The following is a 23,310-nucleotide window of genomic DNA, read 5'->3' as shown; positions in this document are numbered from 1 at the left end:
TGGACATCACACGTAGGGCAGGTCGGTCCCGTTGAGCACGTGGTCCCCGACCGACTGCAGCTTGTAGATCAGCGGGTTGTGCACCGAGATGACCCGCGCATTGCGCCAGTGCCGGTCCAGCCGCAGCTTCTCCGAGGTAACGGAGGCACCGCCGACCTCGAACAGCTGGGTGGTCGCGTCGAGCACCGCGGGGATGATCGTGGCCTGGGCCTGGGCCTGGGCCTGGGCCTGGGCCTGGGCGTGGGCGACGTCGAGCTCGACCCGGTCGAGCAGCTCCGGGTCCTCCCCACCCGCGGCGAGCAGCGTGTCGAGCTGCTCGGCGATGGCCAGCACCAGGGCACGCGAGGACCAGGCGGCCGCGGACAGCCGCCCGATGACCTGCTGGACGAGCGGGTCGTGGCGGGGCAGGTCGGCCGGGGCGTGGGTGAAGGTGCGGGTGCGCTCGCGGACCCAGGCGCTGACGTCGTCGGTGGCGCGCCGGGCGATCCCGGCGAGCACGGCGAGCTGGACGAGCTGCAGGTAGGAGGTGCCCCAGCCGCGGCCCTCGGTGCCGTACCCGGGGCCGAGGACCCGCTCGCGGGGGACGACGACGCCGTGGAACTCGGTGGTGCCGCTGGCGGTGAGGCGCTGCCCGAAGCCGTCCCAGTCGTCGTGCTGCACGACGCCCTGGGCGTCGCCGTCGACGAGCACGGACACGCGCTGCCCGTCGAGGTCGGCGGCGACCAGGATCTGGTCGGCGTAGAGGCTGCCGGTCGAGTAGTACTTGGTGCCGTCGAGGCGGTAGCCGTCGCCGTCGGGGTTCAGGGCGGTGCGGTACCGGTCGATCGCGCCGACGCCGGGCTCGGTGATGGCGTTGCCGACGAGCCGCCCCTCGGCGACGGCCGCCAGCCGGGCGTCGCGGTCCGGGCCCGGGGCGGCCAGCAGCAGGTCGTCGACGTACCACCAGTGCACGCGCAGCGCCTGCGGCAGGTTCGACTCGGCGGCGGCGAGGTCGACGAGCAGCCGGAACTGCTGCCGCACGGTGGCGCCGTAGCCGCCGAGCTCCACGGGCAGCCGCAGGGCACCGAAGCGCTCCGCGCGCAGCGCGGCCACCTCGTCGTGGGCCAGGGTGCGGTGCTGTTCACGGGCGACCGCGCCCTCGGCGATGCGGGCGAACACCGGCGCGAAGACGGCGTCGAGCTGCTCGTCGGTCCAGGCGGCCCGGCCGTCGGTGCCGGTGGGGGCGGGGGAGGTCGTGGTCATGGGGGTCCTTCCGGTGGGGCCGGTGGCGCGCCGCGCACGGTGGCGCGGTGGTGGCGGGGTCGGGGCACGGACGATCGCCGCCGTGCGGGGCCGGTCGCACGGGCGGGTCCGCTCCGCCCTGCGGCAGGCGGCCGGTGGTGGCCGTCGGAGGCTGTCCCGGTGCGACGGGTGCGTGGGGCGGGCGCGGAGCGGATCCGGGTCGGTGGGTGCGCGGCCTCAGCGGCGGCGGAGCGGGCGACGACACAGCGCCGACGCCACGCGCGCGAGGTCGACATGGCCCCGCGTGGTCAACAGCACCGATCCGGTCACGGGGTTCACGGTAGCCGCGACCGGCTCCGCTTCCCAAGGCGTCGGCGACCCGGATCACCGGCGTCCTGCCTGGTGGGAGGCCCGGCCCCGGGCGTCCGGACAGGTGTCCCGTGGGTTGGATAGTCCACTGTGGAGCATGGTGTGACCGTCGTCCCCACCGACTTGCGCCGGCCTGTTCCGCCCTGTTGCGTCTGCCGGATGGGAGTCACGCTGCACTGGTTCCTGCCCACGATGGGCGACGGCCGCCATCTCGTCGGGGGAGGCCACGGGAACGCGACCGGGTCCGCCGGCGCCCTCCGCCCCGCCTCGATCGGCTACCTCACCCAGGTCGCCCGTGCCGCGGAGCAGGCCGGGTTCGACGGTGCCCTCACCCCGACCGGCGCCTGGTGCGAGGACGCGTGGCTCACCACCGCGATGCTCGTGGCCCACACCGAGCGCCTGAGGTTCCTCGTCGCGTTCCGGCCCGGGTCGATCTCCCCGACGCTCGCCGCCCAGCAGGCAGCCACCTTCCAGCGGCACTCCGGCGGCCGGCTGCTGCTCAACGTCGTCACCGGCGGTGAGTCGCGCGAGCAGCGCGCCTACGGCGACTTCCTCGACAAGGACTCCCGCTACGCCCGCACCGGGGAGTTCCTCTCGGTCGTCACCCGGCTGTGGCGCGGCGAGACCGTCGACCTGGACGGCGAGCACGTGCGGGTCGAGCAGGCGTCGCTGTCGCGGCTGCCCGACCCGGTCCCGCCGGTCTACTTCGGCGGCTCCTCACCGGCCGCGGCCCAGGTCGCCGCCGAGCACGCCGACGTCTACCTGACCTGGGGCGAACCGGTCGAGGCGGTCCACGAGAAGATCGAGCGGATCCGCAAGCTCGCCGCAGACCGCGTGCGCACCGTGCGCTTCGGGATCCGGTTGCACGTGATCACCCGCGACACCGCCGACGAGGCGTGGGCGCAGGCGCACCGGCTCCTCGACGCGCTCGACCCCGAGACCATCGCGGGTGTGCAGGCGGGTCTGGCCGCGAGCGAGTCGGAGGGCCAGCGCCGGATGCGCGCGCTGCACGGCGGGGTCAAGACCTCGGTCGAGGAGCTGACGATCGCCCCGAACCTGTGGGCCGGTGTCGGCCTGGTCCGGGGTGGTGCGGGGACCGCGCTCGTCGGCAGCCACACCGAGGTCGCGGATCGGATCGCCGAGTACCACGAGGCCGGCATCGACGAGTTCGTCCTCTCCGGCTACCCCCACCTGGAGGAGGCGTGGTGGATGGGCGAAGGGGTCATGCCGGTGCTGCGCGAGCGCGGCCTGTGGACCCCGCCCGACGGCGTCGCCGAGGTCGACGACGCCGCCCGCTCCGTGCCGTTCGCCGCCGACTACCGCACGTGAACCACGCCGCGCTCGCCGTGGCGCGGCAGGACGACCGGACCCGCCCCACCGATCGGTGGGGCGGGTCCGGCCGGGTCAGGATCCGGAGGGGGCGCGCAGGTCCTCGACCGCGGAGGCCACGTCCACCCGGTTGCGCAGCACGCCGTAGTCGGAGTAGCGGTCGGCCACCCCCTGCAGCTCGGCGACGAGCTCCGGGGACAGCGGCTGGGTGTCGCGCAGCGCCCGCTGCGCCATCAGATCGGAGACGGCGGCGGGCCGTTTGGTCAGCTCCGCGTAGATCGCGGCGTTCTCCCGGGCGTTCTCCCGGGCCCACTGCAGCGCACGGCCGTAGCGCTCGGTGAAGTCGGTCAGGGCCGCGCGGGTGCCCGCGTCCTCCAGCGCCGCGGTGTTGGCGTCGAGGAAGGTCAGCCCGGTACCGAGGCCCTTCGCGTCGCGCAGGACCCGGGCGCCGGACTCCTGCTGGGCGACGGCGGTGTAGGGGTCCCAGGTCGACCAGGCGTCGATCGCCCCGGAGTTCATCGCGGCGGCGGCGTCGACCGGCTGCAGGAACGAGATGGTGACCTCGTCCGGTCGCACCCCGGCCTCCTCCAGCGCGCGCAGCAGCAGGTAGTGCCCGATGCTGCCCTGGGTGGTCGGCGAGACCGTCTTCCCGCGCAGGTCGGCGACCGACCGGATCGGCGAGTCCTTCGGCACGAGCAGCGCCAGCCCGCCCTGGCTGGGGGATCGGGTCGCCTCGACGATCTTGATGCGGTCGGTGGAGGACAGCGCGGTCAGGGTGGGTGCGTCGCCGGCGACGCCGACGTCGATCGCCTCGCTGCGCAGCGCCTCCAGCAGCGGCGCGGCCGCCGGGAACTGTGCCCACTCGACCCGGTACGGCGCGCCGTCGAGCGCGCCGGAGGCGTTGAGCAGGGCCTGCTGGATGCCGGCCTGGTCACCGACCCGCAGGGTGACCTGCGACAGGTCGACCGGGCCGTCGTCGGCGGCGCCGGAGCAGCCGGTCAGCAGCAGCGCCAGCGCTGCGAGCAGGGCGGGCAGGGCGAGCAGCGGACGGCGGGTCACGGGGTGGTCTCCGGGTCGGTGAGCGGGGTGAGCGAGGGCAGGTTCACGACGATCCCCTCCTGCGTGCTGCGGGAGATGACCACGACGGCCGGCACCTCGGGATCGGGGTTCTCCTCGCGGTGCGGGACCCACGGCGGTACGAAAACGTAGTCGCCGGGCTCGGTCTGCAGGACGACCTCACCGGTGCCGTCGTGGAAGACGAACCGGGGCCGGCCGGAGACGACGTAGATGGAGGTCTCGGCCTCACCGTGGTGGTGGTCGCCGGAGTTCGTGGCGGGGGCGACGTGGGTCTCGCCGGTCCAGAGCTTCGAGGAGCCGACGGTCCGCCCGCTCACCGCCTCGCGGCGGGACATCCCACTGGTATGGGCGGTGTCGGCGGACAGCTCCGAGCCGCGGACCAGGTGCACCCTGGCGTGGTCGGGCGGGGTGGGGGCGAGGTCGGGGTGGAACGGGTCGGTCCCCTGCGGGTGCGTGGTCACCGGGTATCGCCCTCCAGGGCGGTCAGGGTGCGGGTGGTCAGGAAGTCCGCGACGGTGCGCTCCAGGTCCGCCCACAGCGGGGCGGCCGGACCGGTGTCGCGGACCGAGGCGATCGAGCCCTCGGTGGCGCGCACGACGTCGGCGACGGTGATCTCCGCGGCCGGGCGGGCCAGCCGGTAGCCGCCCTCGCAGCCGCGACGACTGGTCACCAGACCGGCCCGGCGCAGCGCGAGCATCACGTTGACCAGGGAGTTCAGCGGGACACCTCGGGCGCGGGCCATCGCGTCGCAGGTGACGGTCGCACCGTCGGCGGCGACGAGCTCGGCGAGTGCGCGCATCGCGTGGTCGAGCCGCGCGGAGACGTTCAGTGGCGCGGCGCGGCGCGACCGGGCGGGCCCCGCCGCGGCGGTCGGCGCCTCCTCGGCGAAGCGGGCACCCTTGGCGAGGCGTTCGAGGAACTGCACGAGCCGCGCGGCGACGATCCGGTGGAACTGGTCGTTCAGCACGTCGTGCACCCCGTCGACGACGACGGCCACGTCGTCGCCCGGACGGGTCAGCGACCGGATCCCGGCGACCGGGGCGACCGGGTCGGCGTCGCCGTGCAGCCACAGCACCGCCGCGTCGGGCAGCGGGTCGGAGGGCGGCGGGGGCGGGACCTGCGCGAGCGCGCCCCAAGCGAAGTCGGGGTCGGACTCGAGGAGCCCGCGGTGCACCGGGCAGGCGGTCCGGGCGTCGAGCTCCCGGGCCCGGTCCGCGGGCGGCTCGCCCGGGGCGCCCGTGGGCAGCCCGGCCAGCACGAGCCCGTCCGGGCGGACGGCCCCGGCCAGCTCCCAGGCGCGCAGCGCGCCGGTGTCGGACCCGAGCAGCACCCGGGCCCCGGTCGCGCCGGCCAGTGCGGCGGTGACCTCGTCGGCCCCGGCACCGGGAGCGGGCACGGCGAGGGTCCACCCGTCGACGGCGAGCCGCCGCCCGAGGCGGGCGTAGAGGCCGGGGTGCTCGCCCCGGCCGGTCAGGACGGCGACGGTGCCGCGCGAGGTCCCCTCAGGGGTCCACACCGTGCCGGTGGTGGCGGGTGCGCTCACGCGGGGACCCCCACCCCGGCGGCCGCGCCGCGTCGGGCGAGCTCGGCGCGCACGGCGGGCAGCAGCTCGCGGCCGTAGCGGCGGGCGTCGTCGATCGGGTCGTAGCCGCGGATGAGCAGCGTGCTGACGCCGATGTCGACGTAGTCGGCGAGCGCCGCGGCGACGGTGTCCGGGGTGCCGACCAGGGCGGTGGAGTTCCCGGCCGCGCCGGAGGCCGCCGCGGTGGCCGTCCACAGGCAGCGGTCGTGCAGCTCCCCGGCCTCGGCGGCGGCGAGCAGGCGCTGCGACCCGACGTTGGCCGGGGCCCCCGGCTCGCGCATCCGGGTGCCGGTGAACGAGCCGTGCCCGCCGCGGGCGGCGACGATCCGGTCGCGGACGTCGTGGGCGCGGGCCCAGGCCTGCTCCTCGGTGTCGCCGAGGATCGGGCGGAACGACACGCTGATCCGGGGCGCCTCGGAGCGGCCCGCGGCGCGGGCGGCCTCGTGCACCCGGGCGATCTGCTCGGCGGTCCCGGCCAGCGGCTCGCCCCACAGCGCGAAGACGTCGGCGTGCCGCCCGCCCACCCGGTACGCGGCCTCGGAGGACCCGCCGAAGTACACCGGGATCGGGCCGTGCGGGCGGATCTCCTGGGCGACTCCGGCGACCCGGTAGTGCTCGCCGGCGTGGTCGAAGGGCTCGCGCTCGGTCCAGGCCCGGCGCACGACCGCGAGGTACTCGTCGGTGCGGGCGTAGCGCTCGTCCTTGCCGAGCCAGTCGCCGTCGCGACGCTGGTCGGTGTCGCTGCCCCCGGAGATGACGTGCATCGCGACCCGGCCACCGCCGCTGAAGTGGTCGAGCGTCGCGTACTGCCGCGCGGCCAGGGTGGGGGCGGTGAAGCCGGGCCGGTGCGCCACGAGGAAGCCGAGCCGGTCGGTGTGCGCGGCCGCGTACGCGGCGACCTGCAGCCCGTCCGGGGTGGACGACGAGTGGCCGATGAGGACCTTGTCGAAGCCGGCCTCCTCGTGGACGGCGGCGAACCGGCGCACGAGCGCCGGGTCGAGGACCGGGCCGGTGGCCGGCAGGATCTCCGAGACCTCCTGGGTCCCGATCATGCCGATGAACTCGATGCTCATGTGCGCTCCTGGGGTCGGTGCACGCCGAGGCGTCCGAGCAGGTCGGCACGCAGGCGCTGGAAGTCGGGGTCGGTGACGTCGCGGGGGCGGGGGAGGTCCACCGGTGCGTCGTGCGCGATCCGGCCGCCGTCCATCACCAGGACGCGGTCGGCGAGCACGAGCGCCTCCTCGACGTCGTGGGTCACGAGCAGCACCGCGCACCGGTGGCGCTGCCACAGCTCGTCGACGAGCCCGCGGGCGGTGATCCGGGTGAGCGCGTCGAGCGCGGAGAACGGCTCGTCGAGCAGCAGCAGGTCCGGGTCACGGACGAGGGCGCGGGCCAGCGCCGCGCGCTGGGCCTCGCCGCCGGAGAGGACCTTGGGCCACACGTCGGTGCGGTGGGCGAGGCCGACCTCGGTCAGAGCGGCCTCGGCGCGGGCGCGGTCGGGGCGCCCGGGCAGGCCGAGCACGACGTTGCGCCACACCTTCTTCCACGGCAGCAGGCGCGGCGCCTGGAATCCGACGGCCCGTCGGCGGGCGACGGTGACCTCGCCGCTGACGTCGTTGTCGAGGTCGGCCAGGATCCGCAGCAGGGTGGACTTGCCGCAGCCCGAGGCCCCGAGCAGCGCCACGAACTGTCCGGGCTCGATGTCCAGGTCGAGGTCGGTCAGGACGGCCCGGTCACCGAAGTGCCGGCTCAGGCCACGGACCGACACGGGTCGTGCGGTGGTGCTCACCGTCCGCTGAACGCCGGTCGCCACGACAGCAGCCCCCTCTCCAGGGTGCGCACGACGAGGTCGCCGACCAGGCCGAGCACCGCGTAGAGCGCGAGGCAGACGACGATCACGTCGGTCTGGAAGAACTCCCGGGCGGTGTTCATCTCGTAGCCGATCCCGGAGGTGGCGTTGATCGTCTCGCCGAAGACTAGGGCGAGCCACGCGGTGCCCAGCGCGTAGCGCAGACCCACCAGGAACTGGGGCATCGCCGAGGGCAGGATCACGTGGCGGACCTGACCGAACCAGCCGAGCCCCAGGGTGCGGGCGGCCTCGACGAGGGTCGCGTCGACGTTGCGGATCCCGCCGAACAGGTTCATGTAGAGCGGGAAGGTCACGGCGAGCGCGATGAGCGCGATCTTGGGTTCCTCGCCGATGCCGAACCAGATGATCAGCAGCGGGATGAGCCCGATGACGGGCACCGTGCGCAGCATCTGCACGGGCGCGTCGATCACGTCCTCGCCGCGGCGGAACAGCCCGGACAGGGTGGCGAGCAGCACGGCGGCGACGAGGCCGATCGCGATGCCGGACAGCACTCGCACGCTCGACACGGCCACCGCGCTCTGCAGCGCGCCGTCGGCCCACATCTCGGCGGCGGTGACCGCGACGGTCACGGGCGAGGCGAGGACGTCGCGGGGAAGGACCCCGGTGCTCGACAGCACCTGCCACAGCACGATGAGCACGACCGGGGAGGCGGTCTTGACCACCCAGCGGGGCACCCGGTCCGGGCCTCGGGTGTGGCGGGTGCGGAGGGTCTCGACCTCGGGTGGGGAGCTGGTGCGTTCCCGTTCGGAGGTGGTCGTCATGGGGGCTCCTGGGACTCGGAGGGCATGCCCGACCGGCCCGGTGGCCGGTGCGGCTCGGGCGGTGCGGATGCCGGATGCGGATGCCGGACGTGGAGGTCCGGTGCGGAGGTCGGTGCCGGACGGACGTGGCGGTGTGGTGCGGGTGGGCCGTCGCCGGGCGGGTCGGGTGCACGTGGTGCGCCGGCGGTGCCGGCACGCCGTGGCTCGACGCGTCGGGCGGCACGGCGGGCCGGTGCCCTCGCGTCGACCGGTGGGATCAGTGCTGCCGGGCGGTCCGGTGCGTCGGTGGGTCCGGTGCGGCGGCGCTGTGGGGAACCGGCCCCACCGCCCCGGAACGAGGTGGACTCCGGCGGGATCCGTCCCGGTGGGCCGGGCGCCGGGACGGCACCGCGGTCGTGGTTCGCCGGTGGTGCGGTCGCGGTCACCGTCGGGTGCCGCGGTCGGCCGGGCGGTGCGGTCGGCGGTGCGGCGCGGCGGGACCGGTGTCAGGACCGACAGAGCGCCGACGCGACGCGCGCGAGGTCGATGTGCGCGCGCGTGGTCAGCGGAACCGGAACGGACATACGGTGACGGTAACCGCCCCGCGTCTGAAACCCAACCTCTGGAGTTGGGATTGGGGTCACGGCGTTTCGGCTGGTGGGAACGGTTCTGATCGCCCGTCCGGACACCCGGGCAGCACACGTCACGAGCGGGGCCGTCCGTACGGGGTGCGTACGGACGGCCCGCTCGGGTACCGGCGGGTCAGACGGTGAGGGCGAGCCCCCGGGCCCGCAGCACCCGTCGCTCCAGGGGGCGGAAGACCAGCAGCTCCACCCCGATGCCGACGATGAGGATCAGCAGGATCGCGGCGAACACCTGGACGATGTCGTTCACGTCGGCGCCGTTCTTCAGGTAGGCGCCGAGCCCGACCCCCAGCGCCGGGCCGGCGGCGATGATCTCCGCGGCCATCAGCGAGCGCCAGGAGAACGCCCAGCCCTGCTTGCAGCCCGCGAGGTAGCCGGGCAGCGCCGCGGGGAGCAGCACGTAGCGGGCCATCTGGTAGCCCGTCGCGCCCAGCACCTGGCCGGCCCGCGGCAGGATCGGCGGCACCTGGTCGATCCCCGCCACCAGGCCGTTCGCGATCGAGGGGACCGAGCCGAGCAGCACGACGAAGAAGATCGTGGTGTTGGTCAGCCCGAACCACAGCACCGCGGCCGGCACCCAGGCCACCGACGGCAGCGACTGCAGGCCGGTGAGCAGCGGGCCGATCGCGGACCGGATCACCGGCACCTTGGCGACCAGGACGCCGAGCGGGGTGGCGATCACCAGGGCGAGCAGGAAGCCGAGCGCGGCCCGGCTGATCGAGGTCCACAGGATCGACCAGATCTCGCCGCTGGCGACCGTCGCGCCGAACGCCTCGGCCACCGCGCCCGGTGCGGGCAGCTTGTACTCCGGTGTGACCGCCGACGCCCAGACGATCTGCCAGACCAGGACGATCAGGGCGAGCGCGACGAGCGGTGGCAGCCAGGTCCGCAGGAACCGCTGCCACCACGGGGTGGTGCGCTCGACCGGGGTGTCGAGGGCGTCGAGCCCGGCGACCGCGGCGGCGGAGTCCCGGTCGTTGTCGACCACCGTCATCGAGGAGTCCTCACGCGGCATGGCTGGTGATCACCTGCCGCAGTCGTCCGGTGATGTCGTCGTGCAGCTCGGCCTGGGCCTCGGCGTCGTGTCCGTCGGTGGGCACCGACCATTCGCGGACCACGGTGCCGGGGCGCGAGGACAGCAGCACGACCCGCTCGGCCAGCCGGACCGCCTCGCGCACGTCGTGGGTGACGAACACGATCGTCGTGCCGGTGGCCCGCCAGACCCGCAGGAGCTCGCCCTGCAGCACGTCACGCGTGATCGCGTCGAGCGCGGCGAACGGCTCGTCCATCAGCAGCAGCCCGCCGGTGCCGGGCTCGTCGCCGAGTCCGGTCGCGGCGGCGAGCGCCCGGGCCAGCGACACGCGCTGGCGCATGCCACCGGACAGCTCGTGCGGCCGCTTCCCGCCCACGCCCTCCAGGCGGACCAGGGTGAGCAGCTCCTCGGCCCGCTCACGCCGGGCCACCCGGCCGTGCCCGGCGAGCTTGAGCGGCAGCTCGACGTTGCGCAGCGCGGTCAGCCACGGCATGAGCGCGGCCTCCTGGAACATGAACGACGGTCGGGCGGACCCCACCGCGACCTCGCCCGCGGTCGGCTCGTCGAGCCCGGCGAGCAGGTTGAGCAGCGTCGACTTGCCGCAGCCGGAGGCGCCGAGCACGCAGACGAACTCGCCGTCGCCGACCCGCAGGTCGATCCCGTTGAGCGCGGTCACCGCCCCGGGGCCGGTGCCGAAGGTCTTGGCGACCCCCGACAGCTCCACGGCCGTGTCGCGGGCCGGGGGGCGCCGGGTGGTGAGATCGACGGTCATCGGTGGTTCCCCTCGTCGGTCGGGATGGTCAGTTCGCGGCGGCGAGACCGGCCGGGTCCACGGCGGCCTCCCCGGAGCCGGTGCGGACCGCGTCGATCGCGGTCGGGGCGAGGAAACCGGTCAGGTTCGCCTCGCTCTGCGCGATGCCGGCGGTGACGGAGTCCTTCGCCAGCTGCGGGAAGGTCGAGGCGAGCGGGTCGGTGTCGAAGGACAGCTCGGTGAAGGCGCGGTCGAGGATGTTCGCGGCCAGGGGCTTGCCGGTGATCTCGCCGATCGCGGCGTTGGAGACGGTCTTGGCCTGCGCCGGGTCGCTGCGGATGAAGGAGATGGCGGCCTGCTCGCCGCGCAGGATCGCCTCGACGGTCTGCGGGTGCTGCTGCAGGAACTCGGTCCGGGCGATGACGACGGTGGTCGGGAAATTGCCGTCCGGCCACAGGGACTTCTCGTCGACCAGCACCTTCGCGCCGGCGTCGACCAGGCGCGAGCTCCACGGCTCGGGCAGCCACCCGCCGGCGAGCTTGCCCTGCTTGAACAGGTCGAGGGTCTGCGGGTTGTCGATGTTCTGGACGGTCACCGCGTCCGGGCCGTCCCCGATCGGGAGGTTGTTCTCCTTGAGCCAGGTCTTGAAGGCGATGTCCTGGGTGTTGCCCAGCTGCGGCGTCGCGATGATCTTGCCCTTGAGCTGCTCGGGCGAGGTGATGTCCGGGCTGGTCACCAGCTGGGCCCCGGCCGAGGTGGAGCCGGCGACCAGGCGCACGGCCTCGCCGTTCGACTTGGTGAAGGCGTTGATCGCCGGGCCGGAGCCGATGAACGCGACGTCGATCGAGCCGCCGAGCAGGGCGTTGACCTGGTCCGGGCCGGCGTTGAAGGTCTGGGTGGTGAGCTTCGTGCTGCCCAGCTCCTTGGCGAACAGGCCCTGCTTCACCCCGACCAGCGCGGGGGCGTGGGTGATGTTCGGGAAGTAGCCGACGCGGACCTCGGCGGCGGGGGAGGTGGCACCTGCGGCGGTGGTGCTCTCGGCGGCGCGGGAGCAGCCGGCCATGAGTCCGAGCGCGGTCAGCAGCGCGAGCAGGACGGCGGCGGTGCGCACCCGGGAGCCGGGGCGCAGGACGTGCGGGGACATCGCGGGACGGGGTCCTTCCGTGGTGGGCGGTGGGCGGTCGGGACGACCGCGGCGCGCCGGGTCCGGCCGGCCGGGACGGCGTGCCGGGATGCAGGACGGGTGGCGGGCCGGACTGGTGCCGGCGGGCGGTCCCGATTCCGGCGGATGCGTCGGACGCCGGACGTGTGGCGTTACCGTCCGTGGGAGAGCGGGGACCGGTACGGCTCGGTCAGCGACAGAGCTCGCTGTAGGCGGGGGCGCGCCGGCTCGGCCAGAACGGCTCGAGGCCGGTCGGACGCACCGGCACCGCACGCCGTGCGGCTCGGGCCGGCTGGTGGGGGGAGGGCTCGGTCGCACCCTCTGCGAACCGGTGGGGGCGCGAGGGCGTCCGTCGGCTCGTCGTCACCCGACCAGGGTGCGTCGTGGTCACCTCCCCGGACAACCTGGTGTCCACCCCCCAGGAAAGCGACCGGCTTGTCCGGACAGGTCGGGCCGGTTCGGCGTCCCGATTCCGCCGGTCGGGAGCTTCGGTGCGGCGGGCATCACTGGGCCGGCTCCGCGGGTTGACACCATCGGGCACGGGCTCCCTACAGTCGGGGTGCACACCATCCGGAGCGGCCGAGAGACCCGGCTCGACGACGCCGCAGCAACCCCCCGCAGCAGCGGGTGCGGGTGCTCCAGCCGGGTTCGATGGAGGAGATCATGCGGTCGATCGCGGAGCAGGTTCGCGGCGCGCACCACCCTCGGTACCGGCGCCACGTCGACCTGATGCGGGTGGCCGGCGCGACCTGTCGGGCCTGACACCGCCCCGTCCCGCGCTGCGCGTCGCCCGTCGGCGCCCCGCCGGCGGTGGCGTCCGCCCCCATGACGTCCCACCCGTTCCGTCGCACCCCCGTGCGACGAGGAAGCGATGCCCTCATGTCCACAACGGACACCTCAGGCCGGCCGCTGCACCTGGCCGTCGCGCTCGACGGCGCCGGCTGGCACCCCGCCGCCTGGCGCGAGCCCGGCGCCCGGCCCGGCGAGCTGTTCACCGCGCGCTACTGGGCCGGCCTCGCCCGCACCGCCGAGCGCGGGCTGCTCGACCTGCTCACGATCGAGGACGGGTTCGGCCTGCAGTCCGGGGACCACCTCCACGGGGAACCGCGACGTACCGACCGGGTCCAGGGACGCCTCGACGCCTCGCTGGTCGCCGCCTTCCTCGCCCCGCTGACGTCGCGGATTGGGCTTGTCCCGACCGTCACCACCACCCACACCGAGCCGTTCCACGTCGCGTCGGCGCTGGCCACCCTCGACCACGACAGCCACGGCCGTGCCGGCTGGCGGGTGCAGACCTCGGTCCGCGCCGACGAGGCCGCCCACTTCGGCCGCCGCACCGTCCCCGGGCTGCGTCGCGCCGATCTCGACACCGCGGCCGGCCGCGCGCTGGTCGCCGAGCTGTTCGGGGAGGCCGCCGACGTCGTCGAGGTCGTGCGCCGGCTGTGGGACTCCTGGGAGGACGACGCCGAGATCCGCGACGCGCTCACCGGGCGCTTCGTCGACCGCGACAAGCTGCACCGGGTCGACTTCGCCGGGGAGCACTTCGGCGTCGCCGGCCCCTCGATCGTGCCGCGCCCGCCGCAGGGCCAGCCGCTGGTCCTGTCACTGGCCCACGGCTACGAGCCGGCGTTGCTCGCCGCCCGGGTCGGCGACGTCGTGGCCACCACCCCGCACGACGCCGACGACGCCGCCCGCATCGTCGTCCAGGTCCGCTCCGCCGAGGCCGCGGCGGGCCGCACCGCACCGCCGCTGCGCATCCTCGGCGACGTGGTCGTGGTGCTCGCCGACACCCAGCGCGCCGCCCGCGAGCGGCTCGCCCGGCTCGACGCACTCGACCCGCTCTCCTCCGACGCCGCGATCCTCGCCACCACCCCCGCCGGGCTCGCCGACACCCTGCTGTCCTGGCGCCGCGCCGGGCTCGACGGCTACCGGCTGCGCCCGGCCGTCCTGCCGACCGACCTCGACGCCGTCGTCGACGGCCTGGTCCCCGAGCTGCAGTCCCGCGGCGCGTTCCGCACCGCCTACGGCGAGACCATCCTGCGCGAGCGCTTCGGGGTGCCCAGACCCGCCAGCCGCTACGCCGCCGGGGCCGGGTCCGCCGTCGTCCCGACCTTCTCCGGAGCGACCGCATGAGCAACAGGAAGCAGATCGTGCTCGGCGCCTACTTCCCGGGCGTCAACCACGACACCGTCTGGAGCGACCCGGCCTCGGGCAGCCACATCGCCTGGGAGTCGTTCGAGCACTGGGCGCGCACCGCCGAGCGTGGGCGCCTCGACCTGCTCTTCCTCGCCGAGGGCCTGCGGCTGCGCACCCGCGGCGGGGAGATCTTCGACCAGGACGTCGTCGGACGCCCGGACACCTTCACCGTGCTCGCCGCGCTGGCCGCGGTCACCGAGCACATCGGTCTGGCCGGGACGATCAACTCCACCTTCAACGAGCCCTACGAGCTGGCCCGCAAGTTCGCGACGCTGGACATCCTCTCCGGCGGGCGCGCGGCGTGGAACGTCGTCACCAGCTCCGACGCCCCCACCGGCGAGAACTTCCGCCGCGGCGCCTACCTCGGCCACCACCAGCGCTACGAGCGCGCCGGGGAGACCCTCGCCGCGGTCCGGGCGCTCTGGGACTCCTGGGGTTCCGACGCCGTCGTCGCCGACCCCGCGTCGGGCACCTTCCTGCGCGACGGCCACGTCGGCGACTTCGCGGTCTCGGGCAACCAGTTCGACATCGCCGGGCGCTTCACCACCCCGCGCAGCCCGCAGGGCCACCCCGTCGTGCTGCAGGCCGGGGAGTCCCCGGCCGGTCGCGACTTCGCCGCCGCGTCCGCCGACGCGATCTTCTCCCGGTACCAGAAGTTCGACGAGGCCCGCGCCTTCTACGACGACGTCAAGGCCCGGGTCCGCAAGGCCGGCCGCGACCCCGACGAGGTGCGGATCCTGCCCAGCGCCGGCGTCGTGCTCGGCGACACAGACACCGAGGCCCGCGAGCGTCACGAGCACATCCACGACCAGCAGGTCGACCCGTGGACCTCGATCGTGCTGGCCGAGATGGTCTGGAACCGCGACCTGTCCGGCCACGACCCGGACGGACCGCTGCCCGACGTCGAGCCCACCCCCGAGGCCCCGAAGTGGATCGAGGGCCGGGCCCCGCTGACCCAGGACGCGCACGCCACGGTCGCCGCCTGGCGCGAGCTCGCCGACGCCCACGGGTACTCGCTGCGCGAGACGGTCAAGCACGTGTTCGACCGCGCCGTGTTCGTCGGGACCCCCGAGCACGTGGCCGACGAGATCGACCGCTACGTCCAGAACGACGCCTCCGACGGGTTCATCCTCGGCTCCCACGTCAGCCCGTCCGGCCTCGACGAGATCGTCGACCGGGTGGTGCCGATCCTGCAGGAGCGCGGGGTGTTCCGGACCGACTACACCCCGGGTGCGACGCTGCGGGAGAACCTCGGTCTCGCGCACCCGTCGCGGTTCGGCGAGCGCCACACCCCGGCCGTGACGGCGTGAGCCGCCGGTTCGGGTCCCGGCGGGGCGTGACCGCCGGCCGCTGCGCGGTGCTGCTCGTCACCACCACGCTGGTCCTCACGGCCTGCGGCTCGGGCGCCGGCGACGCCGGCGACGATGCCGGGCCGCCCCGTCCCGGCGGCACCCTGGTGTTCGCGGTGTCCTCGGACCAGGGTTGCGCCGACCCGCAGCAGGTGCAGAGCAACGACTCGATCTACTCGCTGCGCCAGATCGTCGACTCGCTCACCGACCAGGACCCGTCCACCGGGGGGATCGTGCCGTGGCTGGCGACCCGCTGGTCGTCGAACGCCGACGCCACCGCCTGGACCTTCACCCTGCGCCAGGGCGCCACCTTCTCCGACGGCGCCCCGGTCGACGCGGCCGCGGTCAGGGCCAACTTCGACCGGGTCGGCTCGCTCGGCGCCCGCGGCAGCCTGCCCAAGGGCTACCTGGCCGGGTACGTCGGCACCGACGTCGCGAGCCCGACCGAGTTCACCGTCCGGTTCTCCCGGCCCAACGTGCAGTTCCTGCAGGGCACCTCCACCCACAGCCTCGGCCTGCTCTCCCCGGCCAGCGCCGCCCGCTCCGACGACGAGCGCTGCGCGGGCGTCGCCGGCTCCGGGCCGTTCACCCTCGAGCGCTACGCCACGAACGACGTCACCGTGCTCGCCAAGCGGGCCGGCTACGACTGGGGCTCGCAGCTGTTCACCCACCCCGGCGAGGCCTGGCTCGACCGGGCCGAGTTCCGCGTCGTCCCCGAGTCCGGGGTGCGGGCGGGCAGCGTGCAGTCCGGCGAGGTCGACGCGATCGCCAGCGTCGGCCAGCAGGACGAGGGCCCGCTCACCGCCGCGGGCGTGCAGCTCCCGGCCCGGCCGAACCCCGGCCTGCCGTTCGGGATCACCTTCAACCAGGGCACGCCGCTCGGTGCCGACGCCGCCGTCCGGGAGGCGGTGAGCCGGGGCATCGACCGCAACGAGGTCGTCGCCGCGGTGTACCCGAGCCAGACCCGCGCGGCGACGAGCCCGCTGTCGTCGACGACGCCGTCCTACGCCGACCAGTCCGCGCTCGTCGGCTACGACCCGGCCGCCGCGACCGCTGCACTCGACCGCGCCGGCTGGGTGCCCGGTCCGGACGGCATCCGTGCCAAGGGCGGGCAGCGGCTGACCGTGCCGCTGACCTTCGCGCAGAACATCGGCACGACCAAGCCCGCGCTGGAGCTGATCCAGCAGCAGCTGCGCCGGATCGGGATCGACCTGCAGCTGCGCGAGGTCCAGATCGCCGAGACCCAGGCCGTCCTCGACGGCGGTGACTTCGTCGCCGCGTGGGGCAACCTGACCCGGGCCGACCCGGACATCCTGCGGTCGACCTACGGCACCGACGGAGTCAACCGGTACCGGCTGCCCGACGGGCCGCTGCAGGCGCCGTTGCTGGCCCAGGCCGCGACGGTGGACCCCGCGCGGCGCGCGGCACTCGTCGGGCAGGCGCAGGCGCTGCTCGCGCAGCGGTTCGACACCGCGCCCGTCGTCGAGCTCACCACCGTGCTCGGCGTCGGCCCGGACGCGCACGGGGTCGCGTTCGACGCGTCCTCGCGCATCCAGCTCCACGGCGCCTGGAAGTCCGACGCGCGATGACCCTTCCCTACCTGCTGCGCCGCCTCGGGCTCGCCGCCGTCGTGCTGTGGGCGGCGTGGACGGTCAGCTTCGTCGTGCTGTATCTGCTGCCGGGTGACCCGGTCGCGACCATGGCGTCGGCGTCGGACGGCGAGCCGGTCTCCCCGGCCGAGCTCGCCGCCCTGCGTGCCCGCTACGGCCTGGACCAGCCGCTGCCGGTGCAGTACGTGACCAAGCTGTGGGCCGCGCTGCACGGTGACCTCGGGACCTCCTTCGTCAGCGGGCAGGACGTGCGGACCGCCGTCGCCGAGGCGCTCCCGCCGACCCTGCAGATCGCCGCGGCCGGGCTGGTCGTGGCGGTCGTCGCGGGCACCGCGGTCGCCGTCGCAGCGACCTGGGTCCGGTCGCCGTGGCTGCGGCAGGTGCTGGCGTCGCTGCCGTCGCTGGCGGTGTCGCTGCCGGTGTTCTGGGTCGGGCTGATGCTGGTGCAGCTGTTCTCGTTCTCCCTCGGCTGGCTGCCGTCGGTCGGCGACCGCGGTCCGGAGTCGCTGGTGCTGCCCGCGGTCACCCTCGGGCTCCCGACCGGCGCGCTCGTCGCCCAGGTGCTGGCCAAGAGCCTCACCCAGGCACTGGACTCGCCCTACGTCACCACCGCCCGCGCCAAGGGCGTCGGCGAGGCCGCGGTGCACCTGCGCCACGCGCTGGGCAACGCCGCGATCCCCGCCCTCACCGTCCTCGGCTACGTCGTCGGCAACGTGCTCGCCGGGTCCGTCGTCGTCGAGACAGTGTTCACCCGACCCGGCCTGGGCCGGCTCACCGTCGCCTCGGTCGGGGCGCAGGACATCCCCGTGGTGCAGGGCATCGTGTTGTTCGCGGCACTCGCGTTCGTCGTGGTCAACCTGCTCGTCGACCTGGCCTACCCGCTGCTCGACCCGCGGGTCGCCGTCGCCTCCGGGAACTCCCGATGACCCTGCTCGACCGCGACCTGGCCACCCCGGCCCCCGCGCCCGGCACGGAGCCGGTTCCGGCCCCGCGCCGCCCGGCGGCCCGGCTCGGCCGCCTCCTGCGGGCCCGGCCCGGGCTCGTGCTCGCCGCGGCGATCGTGCTGCTGGTGCTGACCGCGGCCTTCGTGCCGTCGCTGCTCGCCCCCGGCGACCCCGCCGTCGGCGACACCGCACGCCGGCTGTCCCCGCCCGGACCGGGCCACTGGTTCGGCACCGACCACCTCGGCCGCGACGTGTGGACCCGCGTCGTGCACGGCGCCTCGCTGTCGCTGCAGGCCACGGTGATCGCGGTCGCCGTCGCGCTCGTCGCGGGCGGGCTGATCGGGCTGGTCGCCGGGTTCGCCGGTGGCTGGGTCGACGAGGTCCTCATGCGCGGCGTCGACGTGCTGCTCGCCATCCCGGCGATCCTGCTGTCGCTCGCGCTCATCACCGCGCTCGGCTTCGGCACGGTGAAGGTGGCGATCGCGGTCGGCGTGGCGAGCGTCGGGAGCTTCGCCCGGGTGATGCGTGCCGAGACCCTGCGGGTGCGCCGCGCCCTCTACGTCGAGGCCGCCCGCGCCGTCGGCACCCGCTGGTACGTCTCGCTGTGGCGTCACGTCCTGCCCAACGCGGCCGGACCGGTCGCCGTGCTCGCGGTGCTGGAGTTCGGGCTGGCGATCCTCGCGGTGTCCGCGCTGAGCTTCCTCGGCTACGGCGCCCCGCCACCGGCCTCGGAGTGGGGCTCGCTGGTCGCCGACGGCCGGAACTACCTGGCCGTCGCCTGGTGGGTGTGCGCGATGCCGGGCCTCGTCATCGCCGCGACCGTGCTGTCGGTCAACCGGATCGCCCGGGCCCTGGACGGCGAGTGGAGGCGGGCGGCATGAGCGCCCTGCTGGAGGTGACGGGCCTGGAGGTCGCCTACGCCGCCGGTGGCGGGACGGTGCACGCCGTGCGCGGCGTCGACCTGACCGTCGCGCCCGGGGAGGTCGTCGCCGTCGTCGGGGAGTCCGGGTCGGGCAAGACCACCCTGGCGTCCGCGGTGCTCGGGCTGCTGCCCGCCGCAGGGTCGGTCACCGCGGGCACGGTCGCACTCGACGGCGCCGTCCTCACCGGGCTGTCCGAGCGCGCCTACCGGTCGGTGCGCGGAGCCCGGATCGGGTTCATCCCGCAGGACCCGGGTGTCGCGCTGAACCCCGTGCAGAAGGTCGGTGTGCAGGTCGCCGAGGGCCTGCGCGCCCACGGGCTCGCCGACCGCCGCACGGCCGCGGCCCGCGCCGTCGAGCTGCTGGCCGCGGCCGGTCTCGACGATCCGGGGACCCGCGCCCGGCAGTTCCCCCACCAGCTGTCCGGCGGGATGCGCCAGCGGGTGCTCATCGCGATCGCCCTCGCCGCCGGACCCTCGCTGGTCGTCGCCGACGAGCCGACCAGCGCGTTGGACGCGACCGTCGCCCGCCGGATCCTCGACCACCTCGACGCGCTGCGCCGCGAGCGGGGCACCGCGCTGCTGCTGATCACCCACGACCTCGCCGTCGCCACCGACCGGGCCGACCGGATCGTCGTGATGCGGCATGGTCGGGTCGTCGAGCAGGGCACCCCGGCCGAGCTGCTCGCCGGGGCGCAGGACCCCTACACCCGGGAGCTGCTCGCCGCGGCCCCCGGTCTCGCGATCACCGCCCCGCCGGTGCTGCCGCCCGTCGACACGGCGGGGACCCCGGTCGCGGAGGTCCGCGACCTGGTCAAGGAGTTCCCGCTGCCGCGGGCGCGCGGGTCCTGGACGCGGCGCACCCACCGCGCCGTGGACGGGGTGTCGTTCACGATCGCCCGCGGCGAGACCGTCGCGCTGGTCGGGGAGTCCGGCTCGGGCAAGTCGACGACGGCGCGGTTGCTGCTACGCCTGGAGGACCCCACCTCCGGGCAGGTGCTCCTCGACGGCGAGGACGTCACCCGTGTCCGCGGCGAGGCGTGGCGTCAGCTGCGCCGCCGCGCCCAGCTGATCTACCAGAACCCCTACGCCTCGCTGGACCCCCGGTTCGCCGTCCGCGAGATCGTCACCGAGCCGCTGCGGGCGTTCTCCGTCGGGTCGGCCGCCGAGCAGGCCGACCGGGCCGCGGAGCTCGTCGACCGGGTCGCGCTGCCGGCCGGGGTGCTCGATCGGCGGCCCGAGGAGCTGTCCGGGGGACAGCGCCAGCGGGTCGCGATCGCCCGCGCGCTCGCGCTCTCGCCGGACCTCGTCGTCGCCGACGAGCCGGTGTCCGCGCTGGACGTCTCGGTGCAGGCCCAGGTGCTCGAGCTGCTCGCCGAGCTGCAGCAGCGCGACGGCCTGTCCTACCTGTTCATCTCGCACGACCTCGCCGTGGTGCGGCGGGTCGCGCACCGTACCGGCGTCCTGCGCGACGGACGGCTCCGCGAGCTGCGGCCCACCGCGGAGCTGTTCGACGACCCGCAGGACGAGTACACCGCAGAGCTGCTCGCCGCGATCGCCGGTAGGAAAGCCGCGGCGTCGTGAGCTGGTACATCGAAACCGTCCTGTCCCGGCGGCGTCACATCGACTACGTGCGGATCTCCTCGACGCTGTGTCGTCGCGGCCGATCGACCCGACCGATCGACCCCGACAGCCACGTCACCAGGAGACATCCCATGAGCGTTCCGACCCTGCCCACCACCGATCCGGGTACCCAGCTGCTCGACGGGCTCGACGCCCTCGTGCGGCGCCACCGCGCGCTGCGTGGCGGCGGCGACCCCGTCAACGACGCCCTGCACGCCGAGCTGATCACCGCCGAGGTGGCCCAGCAGCTCGCGGCGGCCCGCACGGCGCTGCGTCGCCGACCGCGCGTCGCCTGATCCCCGCCCGCCGGGACGCGGCACGCCCGTCGCGTCCCGGCGGACCCGGGGACGACGCCGAGATGCAGCTCAAGGGGCGCGGAGTGACCCCGTGCGCCCGCTGGGCTGCATCTCGGCGGGCGGGGGAGCGCGCCACGGCGCCACCGGGCGGCCGGCGTACGGCCACCGCCCGGGCGCGGTACTGCTCAGGACCTCGCGATCCGGCCGAGGACGGCCACGGTGCGGGCCCGCTCGGCGGCGTCGCCCAGCGGGCTGACCAGCAGGTCGGTGGCGCCGGCGTCGGCGTAGCGGGCGATCCCGGCCGCGATCGTGTCCTCGTCCCCGGCGACGACGAGCCCGCCCGGGGAGCTCAGCCCCTCCCGTTCCAGCACCCCGGCGTAGGACGGCAGCCGGGCGTAGTCCGCGTAGTCGACCGCGGCCGCTGCCCGCACCCGGTCCGGCGCGGCCGTCGCCGACACCGGCACCCCGACGACCACCCGCGGCGACGGCCGTCCGGCGGCCGCCGCGTCGAGCAGCGGCCGGACGTGCTCGGAGATCGTCCGCGGCCCGGTGAGGAAGGTCATGGTGCCCGTGGTCCGCTCACCCGCCAGCCGCAGCATCCGCGGGCCCAGCGCACCGAGCAGCAGCGGGACCTCGGGCGTGGCGCCGGGCACCGCCGTGTCCGCCGGGTCCGACCCGGGACCGGACGAGCCGGGGACCCGTTCGCCGCGCAGCAGCGGGGCGAGCACGTCGAGGTGGTCGGTCAGCGCGGCCACCGGCCGCGTGAACGGCATGCCGTACACCTCCAGCAGCCCCGGGTGGCTCACCCCGAGACCGAGGGTGAGCCGCCCACCGGACGCCGCCTGCACGGTCAGCGCCTGCGCGGCCAGCACCCTCGGGTGCCGCGGCTGCACCACGACGACCGACGCGCCCAGCTCGACGTCGGGGACCTCGCGGGCGACGCCGGCGTACAGGGTGAGCGTGTCGGCCCCGTACCCCTGGGGCAGCCACACCGTGCGCAGCCCGGCGGAGGCCACCGCCCGCGCCCGCGCCACGATCTCCTCGACCAGGTTCGCGGGTGGGGGATCGTCGAGCCCGGCCGCGAGGTTGACACCGATACCGATCATGGGCACCACCGTCCGCCGGCGGCCGGGCCCGGACCAGGAGCGAACCGATGGGGGTACCCGTGGTGACAGGATCGGCGCCGGCGCGTGTGCGGCCCACGACGACGACCGACCGCCGCCGGGAGCTCGGCGCCTGCCTGCGCTCCTACCGTGAGCGCGTCGCGCCGGCCGCGGTCGGTCTGCCCGACCGCGGCCGGCGTCGCACGCCGGGGCTGCGCCGCGAGGAGGTCGCGGCACTCGCGGGGGTCGGCCTCACCTGGTACACGTGGCTCGAACAGGGCCGGGTGACCGCCTCGGACGAGGTGCTCGCCGCCGTCGGCGGGGTGCTCGGCATCGACGCCCCCGGGGTCGCACACCTGGTCCGGCTGTCCCGCGACGGCGCGGCCCCGGCGGCGACGGCGCCCGAGGAGCTGCTGCCGGTGCTCGCGAGCTGGCCCGGTGACCCGGCGGCGCTGCTGGACGCCCAGCTGGGCGTCGTCGCGGTGAACGACGCCTGGGAGGCCGCGATCGGCCGCCCGGCCGACGGGGACCCGGGACGCCGGCACGTGCTGTGGCAGCTGTCCGCCGACCCCGCGGCCCGTGCCCGGATCGGCCCCGACCCCGACGAGCTGCTCACCGCACTGCACCGCAGGTTCCGGATGGCCTCCGACCTCGACCCGGCCGCCCCGGGCACCCGAGGGGTCCGCGACGTCCTGCACGCCGAGGCCCCGGAGCGGGCCCCGCTGTGGGAGTGCCGCGGGGTCGGCGCGTTCGGGCGGCCCCGGGTACGCCTGGGCGGTGTCGAGCGCACGGCCTACCTGCTGGGCGAGGCCGGCGCACCGGGGGCGGCGGTGCTGGTGCTGCTGCCGTCCTGACCCCCGCGGCCCCGGTGGCGGTCCGCCGACGACCGCACGGGCGGTGCGGCGGGCCTACTTCACCTCGTTCAGCCGCCCGGTCGCGACGTCGAACACGAAGCCGCGGACGGCGTCGGTGTGCGGGATGAACGGGTTGGTCCGGATCCGGGCGAGCGACTGGCGGACGTCCTCGTCGAGGTCGTCGAACGCTTCGGCGGCCCACTGCGGCTTGATGCCGGTCTCGTCGCGGATCGAGGCCTTGAACGCGTCGTCGGTGAAGGTCAGCATCCCGCAGTCGGTGTGGTGGATGAGGATGATCTCCTCGGTCCCCAGCAGCCGCTGGCTGATCGTCAGGGAGCGGATCTCGTCGTCGGTGACGACGCCGCCCGCATTGCGGATGACGTGGGCGTCGCCATCGGCCAGGCCGAGGATGCGGTAGACGTCGAGCCGGGCGTCCATGCAGGCGACGACGGCGATCTTGCGTGCCGGCGGCAGCGGGAGCGGGCCGGAGAAGCTCTCGGCGTAGCGGGCGTTGTTCTCGAGCAGTTCGTCGGTGACGGACACGGGGTCCTCCGGAGTGGTGGTCGGTGACGCGGGCGTCGTACCCGCGCGCGATGCACGGGGCGGCCACGCGGCGACCCGGGGGTCGCTACGCGGCC

The 23,310-nt window shown here is 75.2% G+C and carries 24 protein-coding genes and 1 riboswitch; of the genes, 10 read left to right on the top strand and 14 right to left on the bottom strand.

Going from position 1 to position 23,310, the window contains the following annotated elements; genetic code table 11:
* Positions 1-6 precede the first annotated feature (6 nt).
* Both XF36_RS17800 and XF36_RS35715 read right to left on the bottom strand, forming a co-directional pair.
* The gene (locus tag XF36_RS17800; protein ID WP_060712848.1) at positions 7-1,242 is read right to left on the bottom strand and encodes an acyl-CoA dehydrogenase family protein; all 1,236 of its coding nucleotides are present in this window, start codon (positions 1,240-1,242) and stop codon (positions 7-9) included.
* Between the two features lie 216 nt (positions 1,243-1,458).
* Positions 1,459-1,539 carry a putative leader peptide gene (locus XF36_RS35715; RefSeq protein ID WP_369804877.1) on the bottom strand — a complete coding sequence of 27 codons (81 nt, stop codon included), beginning with the start codon at positions 1,537-1,539 and terminating at the stop codon, positions 1,459-1,461.
* A 210-nt stretch (positions 1,540-1,749) separates the two neighbouring features.
* Between XF36_RS35715 and XF36_RS17795 the strand changes: the two genes are divergently transcribed.
* Positions 1,750-2,919, top strand: coding sequence for an LLM class flavin-dependent oxidoreductase (locus XF36_RS17795; RefSeq protein ID WP_060712847.1), 1,170 nt, complete (start codon positions 1,750-1,752; stop codon positions 2,917-2,919).
* A 75-nt stretch (positions 2,920-2,994) separates the two neighbouring features.
* Here the strand turns inward: XF36_RS17795 and XF36_RS17790 are convergent, their stop codons facing one another.
* From XF36_RS17790 to XF36_RS17750, 10 genes are all read right to left on the bottom strand, one after another.
* Entirely contained in the window at positions 2,995-3,978 is a 984-nt protein-coding gene (locus tag XF36_RS17790) for an ABC transporter substrate-binding protein (protein WP_060712846.1), read from the bottom strand.
* Entirely contained in the window at positions 3,975-4,385 is a 411-nt protein-coding gene (locus XF36_RS17785; protein ID WP_060714790.1) for a cupin domain-containing protein, read from the bottom strand. The genes XF36_RS17790 and XF36_RS17785 overlap by 4 nt, the downstream gene beginning before the upstream one ends.
* A gap of 68 nt (positions 4,386-4,453) precedes the next feature.
* Positions 4,454-5,539: an Rrf2 family transcriptional regulator gene (locus tag XF36_RS34285; protein ID WP_060712845.1), complete on the bottom strand. Its 1,086-nt coding sequence runs from the start codon at positions 5,537-5,539 to the stop codon at positions 4,454-4,456.
* Positions 5,536-6,651 carry an LLM class flavin-dependent oxidoreductase gene (locus XF36_RS17775; RefSeq protein ID WP_060712844.1) on the bottom strand — a complete coding sequence of 372 codons (1,116 nt, stop codon included), beginning with the start codon at positions 6,649-6,651 and terminating at the stop codon, positions 5,536-5,538. Before XF36_RS17775 ends, XF36_RS34285 begins: the two co-directional genes overlap by 4 nt.
* Positions 6,648-7,346 (bottom strand): ABC transporter ATP-binding protein, encoded by a 699-nt coding sequence (locus tag XF36_RS17770; RefSeq protein ID WP_238588943.1) that lies wholly within the window; start codon positions 7,344-7,346, stop codon positions 6,648-6,650. Before XF36_RS17770 ends, XF36_RS17775 begins: the two co-directional genes overlap by 4 nt.
* Before the next feature lie 17 nt (positions 7,347-7,363).
* Positions 7,364-8,209, bottom strand: coding sequence for an ABC transporter permease (locus XF36_RS17765; RefSeq protein ID WP_082375491.1), 846 nt, complete (start codon positions 8,207-8,209; stop codon positions 7,364-7,366).
* 485 nt (positions 8,210-8,694) lie between these two features.
* Positions 8,695-8,772, bottom strand: coding sequence for a putative leader peptide (locus tag XF36_RS35710; RefSeq protein WP_369804876.1), 78 nt, complete (start codon positions 8,770-8,772; stop codon positions 8,695-8,697).
* A 178-nt stretch (positions 8,773-8,950) separates the two neighbouring features.
* Positions 8,951-9,826 (bottom strand): ABC transporter permease, encoded by an 876-nt coding sequence (locus XF36_RS17760; protein ID WP_238588942.1) that lies wholly within the window; start codon positions 9,824-9,826, stop codon positions 8,951-8,953.
* Positions 9,827-9,836: 10 nt separating this feature from the next.
* Positions 9,837-10,637 (bottom strand): ABC transporter ATP-binding protein, encoded by an 801-nt coding sequence (locus tag XF36_RS17755; RefSeq protein ID WP_060712841.1) that lies wholly within the window; start codon positions 10,635-10,637, stop codon positions 9,837-9,839.
* Between the two features lie 28 nt (positions 10,638-10,665).
* Positions 10,666-11,760: an ABC transporter substrate-binding protein gene (locus XF36_RS17750; RefSeq protein ID WP_060712840.1), complete on the bottom strand. Its 1,095-nt coding sequence runs from the start codon at positions 11,758-11,760 to the stop codon at positions 10,666-10,668.
* Positions 11,761-12,341: 581 nt separating this feature from the next.
* Positions 12,342-12,436: riboswitch (SAM riboswitch) on the top strand.
* On the opposite strand from XF36_RS17750, the gene XF36_RS35705 reads away from it, so the two are divergent.
* The 8 genes from XF36_RS35705 to XF36_RS17715 all read left to right on the top strand — a co-directional run bounded on the left by XF36_RS35705 (position 12,430) and on the right by XF36_RS17715 (position 20,715).
* Positions 12,430-12,540 (top strand): putative leader peptide, encoded by a 111-nt coding sequence (locus XF36_RS35705; protein WP_414706250.1) that lies wholly within the window; start codon positions 12,430-12,432, stop codon positions 12,538-12,540. (Overlaps the previous riboswitch by 7 nt.)
* A gap of 117 nt (positions 12,541-12,657) precedes the next feature.
* A complete protein-coding gene (locus XF36_RS17745; protein ID WP_060712839.1) occupies positions 12,658-13,911 on the top strand; it encodes an LLM class flavin-dependent oxidoreductase in 1,254 nt (417 codons plus the stop codon).
* Positions 13,908-15,284 (top strand): NtaA/DmoA family FMN-dependent monooxygenase, encoded by a 1,377-nt coding sequence (locus XF36_RS17740; protein WP_060712838.1) that lies wholly within the window; start codon positions 13,908-13,910, stop codon positions 15,282-15,284. Before XF36_RS17745 ends, XF36_RS17740 begins: the two co-directional genes overlap by 4 nt.
* Positions 15,281-16,912, top strand: coding sequence for an ABC transporter substrate-binding protein (locus XF36_RS17735; RefSeq protein ID WP_238588941.1), 1,632 nt, complete (start codon positions 15,281-15,283; stop codon positions 16,910-16,912). The genes XF36_RS17740 and XF36_RS17735 overlap by 4 nt, the downstream gene beginning before the upstream one ends.
* Complete coding sequence (locus XF36_RS17730) at positions 16,909-17,859, top strand: ABC transporter permease (protein WP_060712837.1); 951 nt, start codon at positions 16,909-16,911, stop codon at positions 17,857-17,859. Before XF36_RS17735 ends, XF36_RS17730 begins: the two co-directional genes overlap by 4 nt.
* Positions 17,856-18,758, top strand: a complete 903-nt coding sequence (locus tag XF36_RS17725) for an ABC transporter permease (RefSeq protein ID WP_060712836.1) — start codon at positions 17,856-17,858, stop codon at positions 18,756-18,758. The genes XF36_RS17730 and XF36_RS17725 overlap by 4 nt, the downstream gene beginning before the upstream one ends.
* Entirely contained in the window at positions 18,755-20,380 is a 1,626-nt protein-coding gene (locus XF36_RS17720) for a dipeptide ABC transporter ATP-binding protein (RefSeq protein ID WP_060714787.1), read from the top strand. Before XF36_RS17725 ends, XF36_RS17720 begins: the two co-directional genes overlap by 4 nt.
* 131 nt (positions 20,381-20,511) lie before the next feature.
* Positions 20,512-20,715, top strand: coding sequence for a hypothetical protein (locus tag XF36_RS17715; protein ID WP_020622181.1), 204 nt, complete (start codon positions 20,512-20,514; stop codon positions 20,713-20,715).
* Between the two features lie 185 nt (positions 20,716-20,900).
* On the opposite strand, the gene XF36_RS17710 is transcribed toward XF36_RS17715, so the two are convergent.
* Positions 20,901-21,821: a TIGR03564 family F420-dependent LLM class oxidoreductase gene (locus XF36_RS17710; RefSeq protein WP_060712835.1), complete on the bottom strand. Its 921-nt coding sequence runs from the start codon at positions 21,819-21,821 to the stop codon at positions 20,901-20,903.
* 86 nt (positions 21,822-21,907) lie between these two features.
* Here XF36_RS17710 and XF36_RS32540 point away from each other — a divergent pair, with 86 nt between their 5' ends.
* A complete protein-coding gene (locus tag XF36_RS32540; RefSeq protein WP_060712834.1) occupies positions 21,908-22,672 on the top strand; it encodes a helix-turn-helix domain-containing protein in 765 nt (254 codons plus the stop codon).
* Between the two features lie 54 nt (positions 22,673-22,726).
* Here the strand turns inward: XF36_RS32540 and XF36_RS17700 are convergent, their stop codons facing one another.
* On the bottom strand, positions 22,727-23,215 hold the full coding sequence (locus XF36_RS17700) for a beta-class carbonic anhydrase (protein ID WP_060712833.1): 489 nt from the start codon (positions 23,213-23,215) through the stop codon (positions 22,727-22,729).
* Between the last annotated feature and the right edge of the window lie 95 nt (positions 23,216-23,310).

Origin of the sequence: Pseudonocardia sp. HH130629-09 (genome assembly GCF_001294645.1) — a bacterium.
In the GTDB taxonomy this organism is placed as follows: Bacteria; Actinomycetota; Actinomycetes; order Mycobacteriales; family Pseudonocardiaceae; genus Pseudonocardia.
Note: the sequence above shows the minus strand (reverse complement) of the source record. Positions and strands in the feature narration are given on the sequence as shown.